The sequence below is a fragment of the Oceanipulchritudo coccoides genome (genome assembly GCF_010500615.1).
GTDB lineage: Bacteria > Verrucomicrobiota > Verrucomicrobiia > Opitutales > Oceanipulchritudinaceae > Oceanipulchritudo > Oceanipulchritudo coccoides.
Genome location: NZ_JAAGNX010000002.1, coordinates 222,129 through 240,265 on the forward strand (window position 1 = coordinate 222,129; position 18,137 = coordinate 240,265).

Annotated in this window: 20 protein-coding genes; 15 read left to right on the top strand and 5 right to left on the bottom strand. The window is 53.8% G+C overall.

Annotated elements, in window-relative coordinates; all coding sequences use genetic code 11:
• Positions 1-23: 23 nt before the first annotated feature.
• Entirely contained in the window at positions 24-1,511 is a 1,488-nt protein-coding gene (locus tag G0Q06_RS06550; protein ID WP_163963707.1) for a tetratricopeptide repeat protein, read from the bottom strand.
• A 78-nt stretch (positions 1,512-1,589) separates the two neighbouring features.
• On the opposite strand from G0Q06_RS06550, the gene G0Q06_RS06555 reads away from it, so the two are divergent.
• From G0Q06_RS06555 to G0Q06_RS06570, 4 genes are all read left to right on the top strand, one after another.
• Positions 1,590-2,627, top strand: a complete 1,038-nt coding sequence (locus G0Q06_RS06555) for a DUF362 domain-containing protein (protein WP_163963709.1) — start codon at positions 1,590-1,592, stop codon at positions 2,625-2,627.
• Between the two features lie 44 nt (positions 2,628-2,671).
• Positions 2,672-3,046 (top strand): NADH-quinone oxidoreductase subunit A, encoded by a 375-nt coding sequence (locus G0Q06_RS06560; RefSeq protein WP_163963711.1) that lies wholly within the window; start codon positions 2,672-2,674, stop codon positions 3,044-3,046.
• A gap of 42 nt (positions 3,047-3,088) precedes the next feature.
• Positions 3,089-4,153, top strand: coding sequence for a quinone-dependent dihydroorotate dehydrogenase (locus tag G0Q06_RS06565; protein ID WP_163963713.1), 1,065 nt, complete (start codon positions 3,089-3,091; stop codon positions 4,151-4,153).
• A gap of 62 nt (positions 4,154-4,215) precedes the next feature.
• Positions 4,216-4,923, top strand: a complete 708-nt coding sequence (locus G0Q06_RS06570; RefSeq protein ID WP_163963715.1) for a hypothetical protein — start codon at positions 4,216-4,218, stop codon at positions 4,921-4,923.
• Here the strand turns inward: G0Q06_RS06570 and hemB are convergent.
• Complete coding sequence (hemB, locus tag G0Q06_RS06575) at positions 4,920-5,921, bottom strand: porphobilinogen synthase (RefSeq protein ID WP_163963717.1); 1,002 nt, start codon at positions 5,919-5,921, stop codon at positions 4,920-4,922. The two genes, G0Q06_RS06570 and hemB, sit on opposite strands and share 4 nt — an antisense overlap.
• Before the next feature lie 20 nt (positions 5,922-5,941).
• Positions 5,942-7,393, bottom strand: a complete 1,452-nt coding sequence (gene cysS / locus G0Q06_RS06580) for a cysteine--tRNA ligase (protein WP_163963719.1) — start codon at positions 7,391-7,393, stop codon at positions 5,942-5,944.
• A gap of 152 nt (positions 7,394-7,545) precedes the next feature.
• Here cysS and G0Q06_RS06585 point away from each other — a divergent pair, with 152 nt between their 5' ends.
• Both G0Q06_RS06585 and G0Q06_RS06590 read left to right on the top strand, forming a co-directional pair.
• Positions 7,546-8,316: an alpha/beta hydrolase gene (locus tag G0Q06_RS06585; protein WP_163963720.1), complete on the top strand. Its 771-nt coding sequence runs from the start codon at positions 7,546-7,548 to the stop codon at positions 8,314-8,316.
• Between the two features lie 47 nt (positions 8,317-8,363).
• On the top strand, positions 8,364-8,909 hold the full coding sequence (locus G0Q06_RS06590; protein WP_163963722.1) for a DJ-1 family glyoxalase III: 546 nt from the start codon (positions 8,364-8,366) through the stop codon (positions 8,907-8,909).
• Here G0Q06_RS06590 and G0Q06_RS06595 read toward each other — a convergent pair.
• Positions 8,906-10,108 carry a PD40 domain-containing protein gene (locus G0Q06_RS06595; RefSeq protein WP_163963724.1) on the bottom strand — a complete coding sequence of 401 codons (1,203 nt, stop codon included), beginning with the start codon at positions 10,106-10,108 and terminating at the stop codon, positions 8,906-8,908. The two genes, G0Q06_RS06590 and G0Q06_RS06595, sit on opposite strands and share 4 nt — an antisense overlap.
• A gap of 106 nt (positions 10,109-10,214) precedes the next feature.
• Here G0Q06_RS06595 and G0Q06_RS06600 point away from each other — a divergent pair, with 106 nt between their 5' ends.
• Together G0Q06_RS06600 and G0Q06_RS06605 are read left to right on the top strand one after the other, a co-directional pair.
• A complete protein-coding gene (locus G0Q06_RS06600; protein ID WP_163963726.1) occupies positions 10,215-11,264 on the top strand; it encodes an Mrp/NBP35 family ATP-binding protein in 1,050 nt (349 codons plus the stop codon).
• 107 nt (positions 11,265-11,371) lie between these two features.
• Positions 11,372-11,602 (top strand): hypothetical protein, encoded by a 231-nt coding sequence (locus G0Q06_RS06605; protein ID WP_163963728.1) that lies wholly within the window; start codon positions 11,372-11,374, stop codon positions 11,600-11,602.
• 11 nt (positions 11,603-11,613) lie between these two features.
• On the opposite strand, the gene G0Q06_RS06610 is transcribed toward G0Q06_RS06605, so the two are convergent.
• Positions 11,614-12,225, bottom strand: a complete 612-nt coding sequence (locus G0Q06_RS06610) for a VUT family protein (RefSeq protein WP_163963730.1) — start codon at positions 12,223-12,225, stop codon at positions 11,614-11,616.
• A 105-nt stretch (positions 12,226-12,330) separates the two neighbouring features.
• On the opposite strand from G0Q06_RS06610, the gene G0Q06_RS06615 reads away from it, so the two are divergent.
• The 7 genes from G0Q06_RS06615 to G0Q06_RS06645 all read left to right on the top strand — a co-directional run bounded on the left by G0Q06_RS06615 (position 12,331) and on the right by G0Q06_RS06645 (position 18,132).
• The gene (locus tag G0Q06_RS06615; protein ID WP_163963732.1) at positions 12,331-14,145 is read left to right on the top strand and encodes a SulP family inorganic anion transporter; all 1,815 of its coding nucleotides are present in this window, start codon (positions 12,331-12,333) and stop codon (positions 14,143-14,145) included.
• 79 nt (positions 14,146-14,224) lie between these two features.
• The gene (locus G0Q06_RS06620) at positions 14,225-14,494 is read left to right on the top strand and encodes an HPr family phosphocarrier protein (protein WP_163963733.1); all 270 of its coding nucleotides are present in this window, start codon (positions 14,225-14,227) and stop codon (positions 14,492-14,494) included.
• A gap of 57 nt (positions 14,495-14,551) precedes the next feature.
• Entirely contained in the window at positions 14,552-14,686 is a 135-nt protein-coding gene (gene rpmH / locus G0Q06_RS06625) for a 50S ribosomal protein L34 (protein ID WP_163963737.1), read from the top strand.
• Between the two features lie 18 nt (positions 14,687-14,704).
• Complete coding sequence (gene rnpA / locus G0Q06_RS14905; RefSeq protein WP_163963739.1) at positions 14,705-15,058, top strand: ribonuclease P protein component; 354 nt, start codon at positions 14,705-14,707, stop codon at positions 15,056-15,058.
• Positions 15,055-15,411 (top strand): membrane protein insertion efficiency factor YidD, encoded by a 357-nt coding sequence (gene yidD, locus G0Q06_RS06635; RefSeq protein WP_238710379.1) that lies wholly within the window; start codon positions 15,055-15,057, stop codon positions 15,409-15,411. The genes rnpA and yidD overlap by 4 nt, the downstream gene beginning before the upstream one ends.
• Before the next feature lie 12 nt (positions 15,412-15,423).
• Positions 15,424-17,334, top strand: coding sequence for a membrane protein insertase YidC (yidC, locus tag G0Q06_RS06640; RefSeq protein WP_163963740.1), 1,911 nt, complete (start codon positions 15,424-15,426; stop codon positions 17,332-17,334).
• Positions 17,335-17,379: 45 nt separating this feature from the next.
• Positions 17,380-18,132, top strand: a complete 753-nt coding sequence (locus G0Q06_RS06645) for a YebC/PmpR family DNA-binding transcriptional regulator (RefSeq protein WP_163963742.1) — start codon at positions 17,380-17,382, stop codon at positions 18,130-18,132.
• Positions 18,133-18,137 lie beyond the last annotated feature (5 nt).

Here is an 18,137-nt window from a genome sequence, read left to right on the forward strand (position 1 = left end):
ATCAGGAGGAAAGTGTTGCCTTGCTACCGGCCCAGCGCGCTCAATTCATCCTCCACAACGGGACGAAGAGGATGCGTAAGGGGTGCTTGCTCCAGGAATTTATTATAAAGTATGCGGGCATTGCGCGTAACACCTTCTCCCGCATAGGCGCGCGCCAGAACAACCATAATCTCGGGTTGGTCGGGAAACTTTCTATAGGCAGACTCCATTTCCTGGATAAGCCGCTCAGTCCCCATGGTGCGCTGGGCTGCCCGAAGATACTGCAGGACAAGTTTGGGATTATCCGGATCACGCCGCATCGCCTCACTGGCAGTCGCCTGGGCCCAACGGTCATTCCCCGATTCAAGGTAAACCTCGCTCAGTTCGGCCCAGACAAGGGGTTGGGCGTCATTTTGGATCAGGCATTGCTTGTAATAGCGGATTGCCTCAATGGTCTCCCCAACCGAGCGCTTCGCTCGCGCGAGTCCCAGCAAATCGTTGGACATGGTCTCCGGCGAAATTGCACTTACACTGACTTCTACCGCTTCCACCGGTGCTTCAATTTCCGGGTCCGTGGGCTCCGGGGAAAGCGCCTCCGTACTGACGGTCAAACTGCTTCCCTCGGGAACCGTTTCCACGGTTGTGACCTCTATTGCAGGGGTCGAGGTAGCATCTCCTTCGCCCTCTTCAGGGTCTTCGACAAGTGCTTCCGCTTCCTCGGTGGCGGTCTGAAGGCGGCTGTTTTCAAATGCTGCTGCTGCCTCCTGGGCTGCTGTCTGACGCGCCCGCCAAACAAGAAGCTGGTCGCGAACCGAGTCGATTTCAGATTGATCAAGACGTCCGGGATATTCCGCGTCGAGCTGTTTGAGAAGCGACTCGGCATCCGCAAACCGCTTTGAGCGGACGGCCGTCTCCAATAATCCGAGGAGTGCTTCGTCCCGCACATCGGACCCGCTTTCGAGGGATCGACCAAACCAGACCTGGGCCTGGGCAAGATTGTTTCGCCTGAGATAAAGCTCTCCAATCTTAATGCGCTGGACGGCGCGGGATTCGACCTGCTCTGCAGCGAGTAATGCTTCCAGGGCCTCATTCATGGCGCCTTGGGATATCTGGAGATCGGCCAGAGCGACCCAGACCGCCCGGTCCAGGGGTTGCACGGTCAAATACCGGTTGTACTGGCCAACCGCTCCCTTCGAGTCGCCGGCTTCGAGCAGGGACTCCGCTGCGTATAAATAGTACTCGGGACGGTCTGGAACAATCTCTGCAATGCTGGCAAACGTCATCGAAGCCAGCATCGGATCCCCTTCAGCAGCATAGGCGAAAGCCAAGGCTTCCATCACATCCACTCGCTCCGGGGCACGTTCCTGGCATCGCTCCAGAATGAGAATAGCACTCTCAATCTGACCGGCATCCATCAGCGTCTCCGCCTGCATGACAAGGTCTTCAACCGGTCGTTCCCTTTCCCCGCATCCGGAAAAAAAGAAAAAAAGGATGAACCCCAGAGACCAAACTTGCTTCCAAGCTAATTGCATAATGCTCGTTTCATATTGGACAAATTCCCAACCTTAGACCCAATTAACGTAATGAAACCCCTTTGCTGCTTATTGGCAATGCCTTTGCTGGCATTCCTTGCAAATGCCGATGAAATCGGATTTTGGGGCTTTGAGTCCACCGCCAAACGCGAGCTGAACGGGAAAATATGGGAGGTCCAATTGGAGGACTTTTCCCAGACTGCCTATGCCCGGGAAGTCCAATCGCTTTTTGACGAGTTCGAAAAAGAGACAGGGAAAAGGCTGGCACCGGGAAGGCAAGGCAAGGCGGCCCTGAAGGTCTACACCAGTTCCGGGGCTGGCCTGCAAACGCCTCCAGACTTGGTCAGGGCGGTCATCGAGGCTCTTCTGGACAGGGGATTTCAGCGCGAAGATCTGTGCCTTCTGGACGCCCGTTCAGAAATGCTGCGAGATGCGGGTTTTCTTCCACCCCATTCCCGGACTCAACTGTTGGGCCCCTACTTCGAGGGTGTCCGGGTTTATTCACTCGACCGGAAGGAACTCAAGTCAGCGGTTTGGTATTATGACAGCCCCTTGCCTCAGGAATTCACGACGCCATTAGGGCGTGCGATTCTCGGTAATCAGCTTGAGCTCGATCCCATTGAAGCTCGCAAAAGTTATCTCCCCGAGAATCTGGTGACGAGCGTGGACTTCTGGATAAACCTCCCGGTTGCCTGCCATCATCCATCAGCCGGCCTGAGCGGTGCGCTTGTGAATGCTTCCCTCTGGAATATCACAAACGGGACCCGTTTTTTCAACAGTCCGGCAAATGCGCCCGTAGCCGTGGCGGAAATTTCCTCGATTCCGGAACTTCAGGCCACGTGGGCCCTCAACCTCATTTCCCTTGAAAGCTACCAGTTCATAGCCGGGCCTGCTTTCAATGCCAATTATACACGGAGCCTGCCTGAGCTCTGGCTCTCCGTTGATCCAGTTGTAATGGATACGCGGCTTATCCAGTTGATCAACAAAGCACGGCGGGAGGAGGGTTTTGAGGAATTGCCATCCATCCCGGAGTTTATTGAGTACTCGATTGATCTGGGGCTTGGGCTCCCGTTTCAATTGAACCAACCCGCTTCAGCAAATCCACGCAGCGACTGATTTGCCTTGCGGATAAAGGTTTAGGGCATTTTCTGTCAGCAATTATGGAACTGTCGGATTATATACCGGTTCTCATTCAGGTTTTCCTTGCCCTTGCCATCGGGGCGGCAGTCCTGTTTTTCAGCCACATCTTCGGCCAGCGTGGACCCAAAAACCGCTTCAAGGATTCTGCCTACGAATGTGGACTACCTCCTGAGGGGGAGCAAACCGCCCGCTTCAGCGTGAAATTTTATGTCACGGCAATGCTCTTCATCCTTTTCGATATCGAGATTGTCTTTTTGATCCCGTGGGTCTTGGTCTACCGGGATTTTCTATCGCAAAACCTTCCCATTCTCACACCGGTCCTCTTCTTCATTCTGCTCCTGGTCGCTGGCCTTGTGTATGAAATGAAGAAAGGCGCCCTGAAGTGGGAAAAATGAGCGATCCCACCTTTTTGGTTATAACCTAAACACCTTCAGCTGATGGGATATTATTACGAGAAAGTCGTGCGGCCTGTCCTCTTCAGGATGGATCCCGAGAAAGCCCATGACTTGGGTGTTACCGCCTTGGACTACCTCAGCCGGGTGCGACCGCTTTGCCGGATAATGGAGAGTTTCAATATGGTCCGGGGACATCATCCGGTTAAACTATTCGGGCTCCAGTTTCCCAATGCCGTCGGTCTCGCAGCAGGAATGGACAAGAATGGCCGCTTCTGGAGGGCCGCCGCCGCCCTGGGGTTTGGACATGCTGAAATCGGAACAATTACCCATCAGCAGCAACCCGGGAATGAACGGCCACGGGTGTTTCGGTACCCCGAATCATCCGCCATAATAAACCGGATGGGCTTTAATAATGACGGAGCCCAAGTCGTTGCAGAGCGGCTCAAGAAGAGTCTCGGGAAAAGCAAATCCCGGATTCCACTGGGCATTAACATCGGAAAAAGCAGAGTTGTTCCGCTTGACCAGGCGGTGGAAGATTACGCCGCCTCGTTCTCGCTGCTGGTCGAGTACGCTGACTATTTCACGATCAATGTGAGCAGCCCGAATACGCGCGATCTCCGCAAGCTTCAGGAAAAGGAATACCTCCGTACCTTGCTCGGAGAACTTTGCAAAGTGAACCATAACCGGGCGCGCAAGCTTGGCCAGACGGCCACTCCAATGCTTCTGAAAATTGCCCCGGATCTTTCATACCGCGAAATTGATGAAGCTCTTGAAGTAATCCAGGATTGTGGACTCGACGGAATAGTAGCCACCAACACAACCCTCACCCGGCCCGGCGCCATGTCCAATTCGAAGGAGACCGGTGGGTTAAGCGGCAAGCCGCTCCATTCAATGACACTGAAAGTCGTCAACTACATCAGCAGGCAAACAAATGGCAAACTCCCGATTATCGGGGTTGGAGGAATAGATTCTCCGGAAACAGCTGGAGCGATGGTTGATAATGGGGCGCACTTGGTTCAAATTTATACCGGATTTGTCTACCGGGGCCCATTTGTCGCCAAGCCACTGGCCCGTGCACTGGCCCCACGGCAAAGTTCCTGGGTTTAAACGGTGCTTCATCCTTGCCCCGGCGCCCGCTTTCCCTTTTTCGTCAATCAATCTTTTTATCCATGCCTAGTAAAAATCAGAAATTGGACTGGTGTCTTGCCCGAATCGGGGAAGACATGAACTGGTGGGTCGTCGAAGTTTCCGATGCCATTCATTGGGATGTCGACGGGCTTGGCCTGATCGATCCCCGCCAAATGAGTTATATCCTCGAACAATGCGATGCCCTTCGCGAATACGGTTTTGATGCCGATCTCGTCGACGAAGCATTCATCTCCTTGAAAATCGAGAAGGAGGAAAAGAAGGAGAAAGTCCGCCTTGTTAAAAACAAGGAGTCTCTGCTTGAGGACGATAATACCCATTTTGCCCTGCCGGATGTAATTGATGAAGAAAAGGGCCCTTACGCGGATTTTCTCGACACAATCACGCGCTTCCGGGTCAAAATGCTGAACGACCTCATTGAATTCGACCAAAACCTGACTGTGGACGAACTTGAGGATGAAATCCGCGAGCGGCAGAACCAGGAATACATGGAGGGGAAGGCGGTTCATCCGTTTGTCGAAGTTATTTCCATTCTCGAGTATGTCCCAGAGGGCTATGAACTAGACGAGGATGAGTCCGCAAAGGGCGATGAAGACGAAATCGACGATATTCCCGAATTCAAGGAGGAAGAATCCGAGAAGCTCGAGGAAGACGAGACGATGCGCTGGGACGAGGAAGAAGAGGAAGAAGAGGAAGAGAAGGAAGGCGAAGATGCCGACCGCTCATCCTAGGAATTCTGCTCGCTAGCCCAGCTTTTGGCAAAGTAGGTCAGGATCAAATCCGCACCGGCCCGCTTGATTGAAAGAAGGCTTTCATCGCGACATCTTTTAAGGTCAAGCCAGCCCGCATTCGCCGCAGCGTGAATCTGGGCATACTCTCCACTCACCTGATAGGCGGCAACTGGAAGGGTTGTTCCTTCCCGGGTCATACGGATAATATCGAGATACGGTCCCGCCGGTTTGACCATTAAAATGTCAGCTCCTTCACTCTCATCAAGGAACAGTTCGCGTTCGGCCTGCCGCGCATTTGCCGGATCCAATTGGTAAGTAGCCTTGCTCAGGAGGGTCGTTCCGGCCGCCTTGGAGCTACCCACTGCATCGCGGAAGGGCCCGTAGTAGGCACTGTTAAATTTAGCGGCATACGCAACGATCCCACAACTGCTCAAGCCGGCCAAATCCAGGGCGACGCGGATTGCGCCGACCCGCCCATCCATCATATCGGAGGGAGCAACAAAATCCGCACCAGCTTCCGCGTTGAGGACGGCCATTTGCGAAAGGATTTCGACCGTGCGGTCGTTATCCACATCCGATCCATCAGTGGTCAGGACACCATCGTGACCATGGGTTGTGTAGGGGTCCAATGCAATGTCGGTGAGAATCTGCAGCTCGGGAACGGCTGCTTTCAAGGCACGGACAGCCCGCAGGACAAGCGTCTCCGGGTTAAGCGCTTCTGCCCCATCCTCGGATTTGAGATCGCTTTTGAGGGACGGAAACAAGGCCACTGCCCGAATGCCCAGCTCGTGCAAGATTTTTCCTTCGCGACAAAGATCGTCCGTGTTGAGGCGCTGTTGGCCCGGCATGCTGGAAATGTCCTCGGGGGCTCCATTTCCATCGATGACAAAAAGTGGCTGGATCAAATCAGCGGATGCGATGGCGGTCTCGCGAACAAGGTCACGGACAGCAGTGTTTTTGCGTAATCTGCGGGGACGAGGTTCTCCAGGGTTCAACATGGCGAAAATAGATTAACGGTTTAAGAATTTGATTTAAGAATATAGCCACCCGGCTGGTCGACGACAAGCCATCCCTTTTCAGCAATTTCACTTCGGAGGGCGTCGGCCCTCGCAAAGTCCTTGCTCTGCTTGGCCTTCCAGCGCTCCTCTGCCAGGGACTGGATCTCCGTGGGAGCGGTTTCATCTGCAGGTGCCTCTTCTGACCGTGCAAAAAGGCGAACCCCCAGCACAAAAAAGAGGGCTCCGGCAGCTTGCAGTGATTCGGTGGCTTCGGTTGTTGAATCCCCCGCACTCGCGCGAGCCTTCTTTAAGGCGTTAAACAAGGCACCCAGAAGGGCCGGCGTGTTGAGATCGTTGCAAAGAGCCTTCCATGCATTTCGGAAAAGGCCCCAGTCCGCAGGCAGGACTGGTTGGACAAACTTTTCCCAATCCGAGGTCTCCAAGCCAGCTGCCTCGAGCAACGCGCGCACCCCTGATTCGAGCTTGCTGAGTCCGCTTTTGGAGGCCCCCAGACCATTTATTGTGAAATTGAATTGCTGCCGGTAATGCCCGCCAAGCAAAGCCAGGCGGATTTCCATCGGATGAAACCCCTTTTCCAACAGATCCGACAGGAGAAAGAAATTTCCAAGGCTTTTGGACATCTTCTTCCCCTCCACAAGAAGATGAATGCTGTGCATCCAGTGTGAAGCAAAGGGCTTCCCTGTGGCTGCCTCGCTCTGGGCAATTTCATTCTCGTGATGTGGAAAGCAGAGGTCTTCCCCGCCCCCGTGCAGGTCAAAGCCAGAACCCAGGTATTTCAGGCTCATCGCGGAACACTCGAGGTGCCAACCCGGACGACCCCTTCCCCACGGACTTTCCCAGAAAACGGGCCCATCCGCCTCCTTATGGGCCTTCCAGAGGGCAAAGTCGGCTATGGAATCCCGTTCATATTCATCGGAAAGATTGGTGGCACCCGCGCTGGTCGTGGATTGCTGCTGGAGTGCTTCAGGATCGAAATGCGATAATTTCCCGTAGTCCTCAAAAGCGGCCACCCGGTAGTAGACTGATCCGTCTCCTCCCACATAGGCATTCCCTTTTTCGATGAGCTTCTCAACCATTTGGATCTGCTCGGCGATGTGCTCGGTCGCCCGGGGTTCAACATCGGGATGGAGCATGTTCAGCAAGTCACAATCCTCGTGAAATCGTTCCGTCCACTTCTTCGTGAAGATTTGCAGGTCAATCGCCTGTTCCATCGCACGCCGGATTGTCTTGTCGTCGACGTCGGTAATGTTGCGGACGTACAGAGGATTGTAACCGCCCAGTTGCAGTAACCGGTAAAGGACATCGAAACGCAGAAAGGTGAGGAAGTTCCCGATATGGGCGGGCCCATAGACCGTCGGCCCGCAGACATAGAGACGAAACTTGTCCGAGGCGCCGGCGGTCAGTTCCCTGACGGTGCGGGTCATCGTGTCATAGAGGCGAATGGCTTCCATACAATGGATCAGAAAAGGACCTCGGATTAAGTCAACTGCACAAACAGGCGGAAAAATTGGACTGGCGGAATAGCGCGGAATGCATTCCTCTCATAATTGTCATGTCGAGCACGCCTTCTCCGGGTTTTATAAAGCTTCTAATACTGATCCCGATGATCAGCTATATCGGGCTAGCCGGTTTTGCGTTTCTCTTTGCCAACAAACTCGTCTTTCCTGCCCCGCCGCCCGGATATTCTGATTCGCCGGATCTCCTCAAGTTTACCTACAACGAGGAAGGTAATCAGGTTTCCATGGTATTCCTTGAAAACAAGAGGGCTTCCCGGCTGGTTTTCTATCACCACGGCAACGGGGAGGACCTTCAATCGATATTGCAGCGGCTTCAGGTCCTCAGGGAAATGGGGTTTGCCGTTCTCGCGTGGGACTATCCCGGCTACGGTACCAGTGACGGAAAACCTTCCGAGCGGCTTGTCAATGAAATCGCCCGCGGTATCTTCAATTCAATCCCGGAACAGTTTGGCTATGACACCCGGGAAATCATTCTTTATGGGCGGTCTGTTGGAGGCGGCCCCGCAGTCGCGCTGGCTGCCCGTGAAAAGGTGGCTGGGTTGATCCTTGAGGGGGTTTTCACAAGCGTTTTCCGGGTTGGGATAAGGTACAACATCCTGCCGTGGGATATTTTCGACAACCTTGCGCTCATTGAAAATATCCGTTGTCCGGTTCTGTTCCTTCATGGCTCAGACGACCGGGTCGTTCCCTTCAGTCACGGAAAAGCCCTGATGGAAAAGGCCCCGAAGCCAAAGTTCTTTTCCTGGTTCAGCGGTGGTGGACACAACGACTTGATTGAATCGTATCCAGAAAGCTACTACAGCAGTATTCGTCGCTTCACGGAGTTTCTCAACGAAGACGGCGATTCGGGTCAGTAAACAGCATTTCGGTTGCTTCCCGGCTCGGGCACGATTGAATATATCCCATGAGCAACGCACTTGTCATCATTATGGAAGGCGTGGAAGAATTGGAGGCCATCGCGCCGGTCGACCTGCTTCGGCGCGCGGGAGCCACCGTCACGGTTGCTTCAGCAAGCAGTTCCTTGGAGATCATTGGGCGCAACGGAATCCGGGTCACCGCGGACATGCCATTTGCGGAAGCAGAGGGAAAGGCCTTCGATCTGGTTGTTGTTCCGGGCGGGCCCGGCCATGCGGACCTTCTTGAACATAAAGGTCTTCTTGATCTTCTAGTCCGACAAAATACGGCGGGCCGCTTGATTGGATCCATTTGCGCGGGTCCGGTTGTCCTGAATCAGGCAGGAGTACTGGAGGGGAAAAAATTTACCTCTTTTCCTGGAACAGCCGATCTACTGCCGGATCGTGATGCCCAATCGGCGGTTGTGGTGGACGGGAACATCATCACGTCTCAAGGTGCGGGAACCGCGCTTGTTTTCGCCCTCGCTCTTATAAAGGCGCTATTTGGTCAGAATAAACGGGACGAAATCGCCGACTCTATCTGCTTTTCTGATTAATTACCCAAATAGGCCGGAGAGGCCTCGCGGGCATTGTTGAGCTCAGAAGGACTCAGCCGCATGCGGTTCCCGGTTAAGGAATCCAGAATCATCAGGCGACTGTAACGGGGCGTTCTTTCGGTATAAACTAAGTGGCGGCCATCACGAAGCCAGACTGGATGAACAGCGTCGCCGGCACCCTTGGAAATTATCGTGCTCTTATTCTCCTTGAAGGAATAAACCGCCACCTCGAACTCTCCCGCGACCGCGGCTGTAAAGGCAATCTTTCCGGAATCGACGGGGTTCCATGTCGGTTCGGAGCAATTCCGGCTGATATCCGTTCGGACACGGCTAACGGAACGACCCTGGACGTCCATCGTGTAAATTTGCGGGCCACCCATCTGATCTGAGGTAAAAATAATCCGCCGCCCATCCGGTGACCAGGATGGATCCGCCTCCAAGCTGGCGGACCGGGTCAAGCGCCGCAACTGGCGACCTTGATTATTGGTGATATAAACTTCCGAGTTTCCCGAACCGCTGAGAATCATGGCGACCTGACGACCATCTGGCCCGAAGGTGGCACCCGTATTGGTCCCCTTGAAGCCCGCGAAAACTGTCCGCTTCCCCGTCCTGAGATCAATGCGGTAAATATCAGGGAAACCTGTCCCGTGGTAGCTCGTGTAAAGGACCGTCTGGCCGTCGGGGGAAAGGTTTGGCGATAAGCACTGGGACCGATCGCGGGTTAGCTGACGGATTCCCTTGAACAGAATGTCTGACATATACACTTCCGCCGACCCGGTCCGGTCGGAAATAAAGGCGACCTGGCTCCGGAAAAAACCCGGAATACCGAGGGTCCGAGAAACTGCCGCATCTGCGGCTGCATACAGGGCATCATTCTGGGAGCTTCCCTGAAAACTACTTTTCCAGAGGGATTTTCCTCCAGACAGAATCTCAAGGGCCACCGTTGTGGGCCCAGCTGACTGGAATTGCAGCGTAAAATCAGCCCGGTCCACCACCCGTTTGTAACCGCCGTGCAAATCAAATAGCCGGGCGGCATCATTCACTAGCGAAGCCGGGGAACCCGTAATCTGGACCGTCCGAGTCGTGACCGTGGCAGAGCCGACGACATCACCCAGATTGATCGGGTTTTGTGCGGGAAGCAAAGACCCAAGGCACAAGAAGATTAGAGATACTGTTAGGCGGGAAATTTTCAAATTCATGATTTTGTTGTGTTCGGGACCATGTAAAAGATCCGAATCATTGCGAAGATGACCGAATATGCTTTCTTACAGACTTCAAGAAGTTTTACGCTCATCGCTTATCATCATGTTAGATAAAGAAATTATCCGCAGCGCTCTAAAGGCCGTCAAATATCCAGGATTCAGCCGGGACATTGTCTCATTCGGACTGGTCGACAATATCTCGGTGGATGGAAGCTCTGTTTCTGTCCGGCTCAGTATCACGACTGGTGACAATACAATCCCCACGCAAATCAAGTCGTCGGTCGAGAATGTCCTTGGCCAGCTTGACGGCGTTGAGCGCGTGCAGGTTGATATTGTTGTCCAACAGCCGAAAGGGGCAGCTGCCGGATCGACAGACAAGACCGCTGTCATGCCGGGTGTAAAAAAGATAATCGCCGTGGCAAGCGGCAAGGGGGGCGTAGGCAAGTCAACTGTCGCCACCAACCTGGCCTGTGCCCTAGACCGTCAATTGCGTTACCAGAGCGATTACAAGGGTGTCGGGATACTCGATTGCGATATCTACGGCCCGTCGGTGCCTCTCATGATGGGCATTGGCTCGCGCCCGGAAATTGAGGACGAAAAAATAATTCCACCTAAAAACTATGGCATCAAGGTCATGTCGATGGCCCTTCTTATCGACGAGAGCTCTCCTGTTGTCTGGCGCGGGCCCATGATCAACAACGCCATCTCTCAGTTTGCCAAGCATGTCGCCTGGGGCGAGCTGGATGTATTGGTGGTAGACCTCCCGCCGGGAACAGGCGATGCACAACTTTCCCTTGTCCAAACGCTTCCGGTCGACGGTGCGCTGATTGTGACCACCCCCCAGGCTGTCGCTGTCAATGTGGCCCGAAGGGGAGCCATGATGTTCGAAAAAGTGAATGTGCCGATTATCGGCGTTTGTGAGAACATGAGTTACCTTGACGCCGGTGAGGGCCGCCGTGTCCATATTTTTGGCGAGGGGGGCGGCCAGTGGACAGCGGAAGCCCTCGGGGCCCCTCTGCTTGGTCAAATCCCTCTCGACAGTGAAATCCGCGAAGGAGGCGACCGGGGCGTACCGATCTCCATTGCGTATCCGGATAGCCCGGCGGCCAAGGTGTTCCAGACGATGGCCGAGACGATCCTCAAAACCGTGTAAAATCCCGTGCCGACAATCTGAAAATAGTGATTGCGGCAACATGCCAAGTTAGCATTATCCACAGACTTAGCCGGAACGGCTTTTCAAGGAAAGGCGCGGCAAGGCCCATGAAATCTCCAGACAACAGAAATCCCAAACCCCCGGGGGACAAAAGTTTCCTGCAAAGATCCAGTCTTTACAGGGAATTTCTGGCGGAACGGGAGGAGATTTTACGTCACAAATGGATCGAATCAGAAAAGGCCGGTAAGGATATCGGTTTTGAGCGTGCCTTGCTCGATTGGATTCGAAAGCACCGCGATGGATGGCGGGAGGCCCGCCGGTCCGACAGGATCCGGTAAACAGCCCCTGCTTATTTTTTTTCGGCTTCGCGTTTTGGGTAAAGCCATGCGTAGGCCAGGCCGACGAGGAACTTTGATACAATTTCTCCCAGGATCACCTTTATCAAAACGATCAGAGGGAAAAAGCTGCTCCCCGCGAAGGCGATCAGGTTAAAGAGGATTGAATCCACGGGAATGCTCACGGCGTTGGAACGGAAAACCCGGGTCATCCAGGAGCGGTCCCGATAGTAATGGAACACCTCGGTATCCGCAGACTCGGCAATGATAATGGCGAGGAAAGATGCCAAAAAGACCCGCCACCCGTTGTCTTTCAACATGGCTGCGGATTCTGAAAGCCAGGCCCATTCCCGGTTGTCAAACAAGTTGATGACCCACTGGCCCCAGAGATAACTGAAACTGACCAGCATGAACAGGTTGAGGACTGCGGAAATCCCGATGACGGCGTAGACAAAGCGACGGCCGCGCGAGTGCATGCGGTCGCGCTGGGTAAAGGTGATGCCAAAGACGAGGGTTCCAACGGAAACGAGAATCCCTGTTCCCGGGGCTATTTCGAATGGGAGAAACAGGGTAGCGGTTAAATTGGCCACAAGTATGGCCAAGGTATAAATGATAGCGGCGCGCATAAGTTGCGGAATTAAACCGCACAGCGAAGTCCACATGACGAGAAAAAATTTGCCAGTGGATTTACAAGACCATTGCCTGTCTGAAAGCTCTTAACCAACAAGCCATTGCGAGTCATCCGGTCCATTCACAAGGTTCTCTCTGAATTCAAGCGGCGTAACCACTTGGATTACTTCCCCTTGCGGAGAAGCCTGAGAGGATACAACACAATACAGGCAAAAGGAGACCTCCGGGCCGGAATCAATGTCGCCCTGCTCGCCTTCCCGCAGGGAATGGCCTACGCAGCCATTGCCGGACTACCCATTCAATACGGAATATTTGCGTCGGCAATCGCGGCAATGCTGGGCCCGATTTTCTCCGGTTCACGATTTATCGTGCTTGGACCTACCAACGCGACCTCTGTTCTGGTCTTTGCCTCCTTTCTCAGCCTGGGAGTCATGGCGGATGAAAAAATCCCCCTGATTTCCCTCACCGTTCTTCTGTCCGGGATATTTCTCGTGATGGGGGCCTTCCTGAAAGTCGCCAACCTGATCCAGTACATCTCGCGATCGGTCGTGACGGGCTACATCACCGCTGCCGCCATCTACATCATCGTCAACCAGTTGAAGAAGGCCTTGGGCTTTGAGATCACCCTTCCTCAGGGATCGACCTTCCTGACCGTTATCTGGCTGACCCTTAAAGGTCTTCCAGCAACCCATTGGCCAACCTTCCTCCTATCGGTCACAGCCTTCGGACTATACTGGGTCCTTGATCGACGCTACAAACTCCTGCCAAACGTCGCCATCACCCTTGTTGTGATGTCTGTGGCAGGCTTTGCGATGAACAATCTCCTGGGCAATTTCACGGATTTAGCGCCTGTTATCACCTTGACCGCAGTCGATGCCACTCAATGGCGCTTCTCGTTCCCGGATATCAGCGGTGACCTCGTCAGCCAGGTGGCTAGCGTTTCCCTTGTCATTGCCTTTCTGTCTGTTCTGGAAGGCACTTCCATCGGCAAATCCCTCGCTTCCCGGGCCGGACAGAAGCTCGATTCAAATCAGGAAATGCTCGGGATGGGCATCGCCAATATCGGTTGCGCATTTTATCAGGGCATGCCTGCTTCCGGATCCCTCACCCGGTCGCAACTCAACTGGGTGAGTGGCGCTTTCACCCCTATGGCCAGTATCATCTCAGGGATCATCTGTGCTATTGGGGCCTATTCCCTGGGTCCATTCACGCGCTTTATCCCTGTGAGTGTCCTTGCTGTCCTGGTTATCGCTATCGGGTTTTCACTGATTAACCGCCATGTGATCCGGGTTGTCTGGAACGCCACCGGGTCAGACCGTATTGTTTTTGCGACCACCTTCCTCGCCGCCCTCCTCATCCGCCTGGATTTTGCCATAATTCTCGGCACCGCCACGTCCGTCCTACTCTTCCTTCGAAAGGCTGCCCAGCCCGAGCTGACCGAATTCACCCAGGACGATGCAGGCCAGCTGACCCCGCTGAGCGACCAGGATAGTGAGGCCACCCCGGAGATTTCCATTGTTCATGTGGAGGGAGACCTCTTCTTTGGCGCTTCCGAGATTTTTCGGGACCAGATGCGCCGCGTCTGCGAAAAAGCTTCGCTCAAGATCGTCGTTTTGAAAATGCGCAATGCCTACCACCTCGACGCGACGAGCGTTCTCGCCCTTGAGGAGCTCATTCGCTACATGCGCGAGCAGGACCGGACCCTCCTTATTACCGAAGTCAGGAAGGATGCCATCCGCATCTTTAAAAATAGCGGATTAATTGAGGTCATCGGCCGGGAAAACATCTTTCCGGATAACCCGAGCAATCCCACTATCGCCACTGCCAAAGCCCTCAGGCGGGCCATGCAATTGATGGGTGGAAAGGAAGCTGATGTCAGGATTTATCTCGGAAAATCAAAGAAAGCAGCCACGTGAAGCCCATGATAACGCCATTTTTTTCTTTTCTCTTTAACGACCTTGGTCATCTTTCCCTCCACGCCTACACGTTAAATCCATGGAAAAAGCTATAGAACTGACTGTCTCCAACAAGATGGGGATTCACGCCCGCCCGGCGGCAATGATCGTACGCGTTGCCAACAAGTACGGGGCGGATGTGATCGTCGAGAAGGATGACGAACAGGTGAACGGTAAATCCATTATGGGCCTGATGATGCTCGCCGCTGGCAACGGCTCGACCCTGCGCTTTGTGGCCAGCGGAAACGACGCGGATAAATTGCTCTCGGAAATGCAGGCGCTCTTCGAACGCAAGTTCGAGGAATCCTGAACTTGACAGGTTCGGGAAAAGCCCTTCTGTTCTCACCTTTTTCTCAAGGAGACAACCATGCAACCGACATATCGACCATCCCGAATCAAAAGAGCACGTAAATGTGGTTTTCGTGCCCGTAAAGCCACCCGCGGTGGCCGTAAAATCCTCAGGGAGCGCCGCGCACGCGGTCGCCACAAGCTGAGCGATTAATGTGGCAAGGCCGCAGTCATGCGGTATAGGCGTCACCAGCACCTTCGTACTTCAACGGATTTCCTCGAAATTCGCGCTTCCGGCAAGAAATGGAGGTGCGGATTTTTTTATGTCAATTTCCTGCCTCGCCCGGGCCCTGAAAAGGCGGTCCGGCGCATTGGAGTAATCGCCTCCAAACGGGTTGGAAATGCCGTTGAAAGAAACCGGGCCAAGCGATTATTGCGGGAAGTTTTTCGCCTGAATCAGGAAATTCTCCCGGAATCCTGCGATATTGTGCTGGTTGCGCGGGCAAATATTCGGAATGCCGTGTTAGGTGACCTTGAACAGAACTTCCGGGATGCCGTCCATAAACTCAACCCCCCGAACGCTTGAAAATCCTCTCTGCCATCAAGAATCTCCTTCGGATCGCCTTCACGGGCGTCCTTCTGGCAGTGTTGTACATTTATAAATACGCCATTTCACCGGTTCTCCACATGGTTGCTCCCGGCAGCGGGTGCCGATTTACTCCGACCTGTTCAGAATATGCCATCGAGGCCATGCGAAGCCACGGCCCTTTCCGTGGCGGCTGGCTTGCCTTGAGGCGCATCGCGAAGTGCCACCCATGGGGGGGGCACGGCTACGACCCCGTACCCAATAGTTGTTCTTGCACCTCGCATCCTGATCCCCAGCATCCTTCACCTTTCAACAAATCCCAAAAAGCGCGCAACGCCCAGTTGGGGAAATAATTTTAAATTTCAATGGATAAGAAAAGCATACTTCTCGGCATTGTCTTCCTCGCTGGCGGATTCCTGCTCATGACCTACAATGGCATGCAGGAAACCAAAGCCCGTCAGGAAAAGCTTCTGCAACAAGCCAGTGAAAACGAGCAGGCACTTCGTGAAAGCGATTGGGATACGGCACCGACAAATCCTGACGAAACAGCTTTTGCACCAGCGGAGACCGGCCCCCCGCCAATTGAGGAACGGATCGAAACCGCCACTCCCATCGTGGACCGGCCAGAGGAAGTCCTCGTGACCCTTGAAAACAGGGATCTGGCGGTGACCTTATCCTCTTATGGCGGTGCCATTGGAGAGATTGTCCTTAAAAACTATCCCAACGAAAATCCGCACACCAACGAAAACCCGAATCCGGTTGTCCTGAACAAGGTTTCAGATCAGCAAGCGCTTGCCCTGAACCGCTCAACCGGCTCCCAGATGGCCCCCATGGCCCGTTTCTATGAGCTTGTCAGGCAAACCGATTCTTCGGCCACTTTCAAAGCAACCTTGCCCAGTGGGCTGGTAATCACCCGCGAATACACGCTATCCATGGGCGATGATCCGGACAGCCCGAATCCGTATGTGATTTCCCATATCACTTCATTATCGAATGCCTCAAGCCAAGCCATCATTCTTGACCGGGCCTTTCTGAATATCGGTACAGCGGCCCCGACCGCCGCCGATTATATGGGCTTCAACCTGAATGCCTCCTATTTTGAAAACGGCGACTACGATAACATTCCCGCCAGTAAATTCGCTGGAGGGGGTTTTATCTTTAAGCGGGAACCCAAGGAGTTCATTGAAGAACGGGGTGTCATCCAATGGGGTGCTGTAAAAAACCAGTTCTTTGTCACCATTTTCACGCCGGAAAGGCCAGCAGAGGGTCTCATTGCACGGGGCATCCGCTTCCCGCAGGATCCAAAGACCGGCAAAGTACCGACAGGGGTCACTGCGGCGCTTGAATTTGGCATACCCATCCTTCAACCCGGTGAAAAACATGTTGTGAGTGGTGGCTTCTACGCTGGTCCGAAAAACCACGACCGCCTGTCACAGCTTGGCAATAAGCAGGAGGACGTGATGCAGCTTGGCTGGTTCCTTGGAATGTTCCTCGGGGCAATCAGTTTTGTCGCCACCATGTTGCTCACACTGATGGGCGGGATTCACAATCTGCTCGGTAACTGGGGCCTCGCCATCATTATCACCACTTTTGTCATCCGCCTGCTCCTGTGGCCCCTGACGGCGAAGGCAGCCCGCTCCTCCAAACGGATGCAGGAATTGCAGAAACCGCTTCAGGAGATCCGGGAGAAGTACCAGGACAACCCGCAAAAACTGAATGCGGAGATGATGAAGCTATGGAAAAGGCACAAGATCAACCCGCTGTCCGGCTGCTGGCCCGTCTTGATACAGTTCCCGATCTTTATCTCATTTTTCAACCTGCTGCGCAATTCATCCGACCTGCGCTTTGCAGAATTTCTCTGGATTCATGATCTATCCATGCCGGATGCGACCATTCCCATTCCCGGGGATGCCGCGCTCCCTTTTATCGGAACGGCCATCAATATCCTCCCCTTCATCTGGGTTGTCTCCATGTACTTCCAGATGAAGATGATGCCCACCCCATCCATCGATAATGCCCAGACAAAGATTATCAAATGGATGCCTTTCATCTTCTTCCCCTTCACTTACTACTTCTCGAGCGGACTTGTCCTCTACTGGACCACAACCAACTGCTTCTCCATCTTCCAGCAGTGGATTACAAACCGCACCCGCGACGAAGAGGACGTTGCCATTGAGGAGGAAATTGCTGAAATGGAAGACAAGAAAAAGGGCAAGCTCCCTTCCGGGCCGCTCATTTCGAAGAAAAAGAAGAACCGGAAAAAGGATTCCCGCTAAGTTAGTTTCATAATAGAACCACACACACTTAACAGGTAGAAGGATATGTCAGGACACAGCAAATGGGCGACGACGAAGCGCCACAAAGCCGCCATCGATGCCAAACGTGGCAAAATTTTCAGTGCCATTTCCAAGGACTTGACCTTGGCGGCCCGTAACGGGGGAGGCGACCCCGAGTTCAATCCGCGCCTTCGTACGTTCATCAACAAGGCCAAAGCGGCCAATATGCCGGCAGACAATATCGACCGGGCCATAAAGAAGGGGACCGGTGAACTTCCGGGAGTGGAATACTTTGAGTTGTTATACGAGGGGTATGGCCCGGGCGGTATCGGAATCATCGTCCAGGTGACGACTGACAATAAAAACCGTGCCGCCAGCGAGGTCCGGTCCACATTCTCCAAACAGGGAGGCAATCTTGCCCAACCGGGATCCGTACAACACTTTTTCACCCGGCAGGGTCAGTTTCTCATTGATTCGGCGAAAGCCACCGAAGACCAGTTGATGGAAATCGGGCTCGAAAACGGGGCTGAGGACATCATTAACAACGATGACCATTTCGAAATGCGCTGCGCCATGACTGAGTTTGACGACTTGTCATCCGCTCTTGAAAAAGCGGGTGTTGAGCCGGACAGCGCCGAGCTCGCCTACATTCCGGGAAACGTCACGCCGCTCGAGGACAAGGAAACGGTGCAAAAACTTCTTCGTCTGACAAGTGCTCTGGAGGATCTGGACGATGTCCAGAACGTCTACGACAACTCCGAGTTTGACGCCAGCCTGATAGACGACGAAGAAGCCTAGTTTCC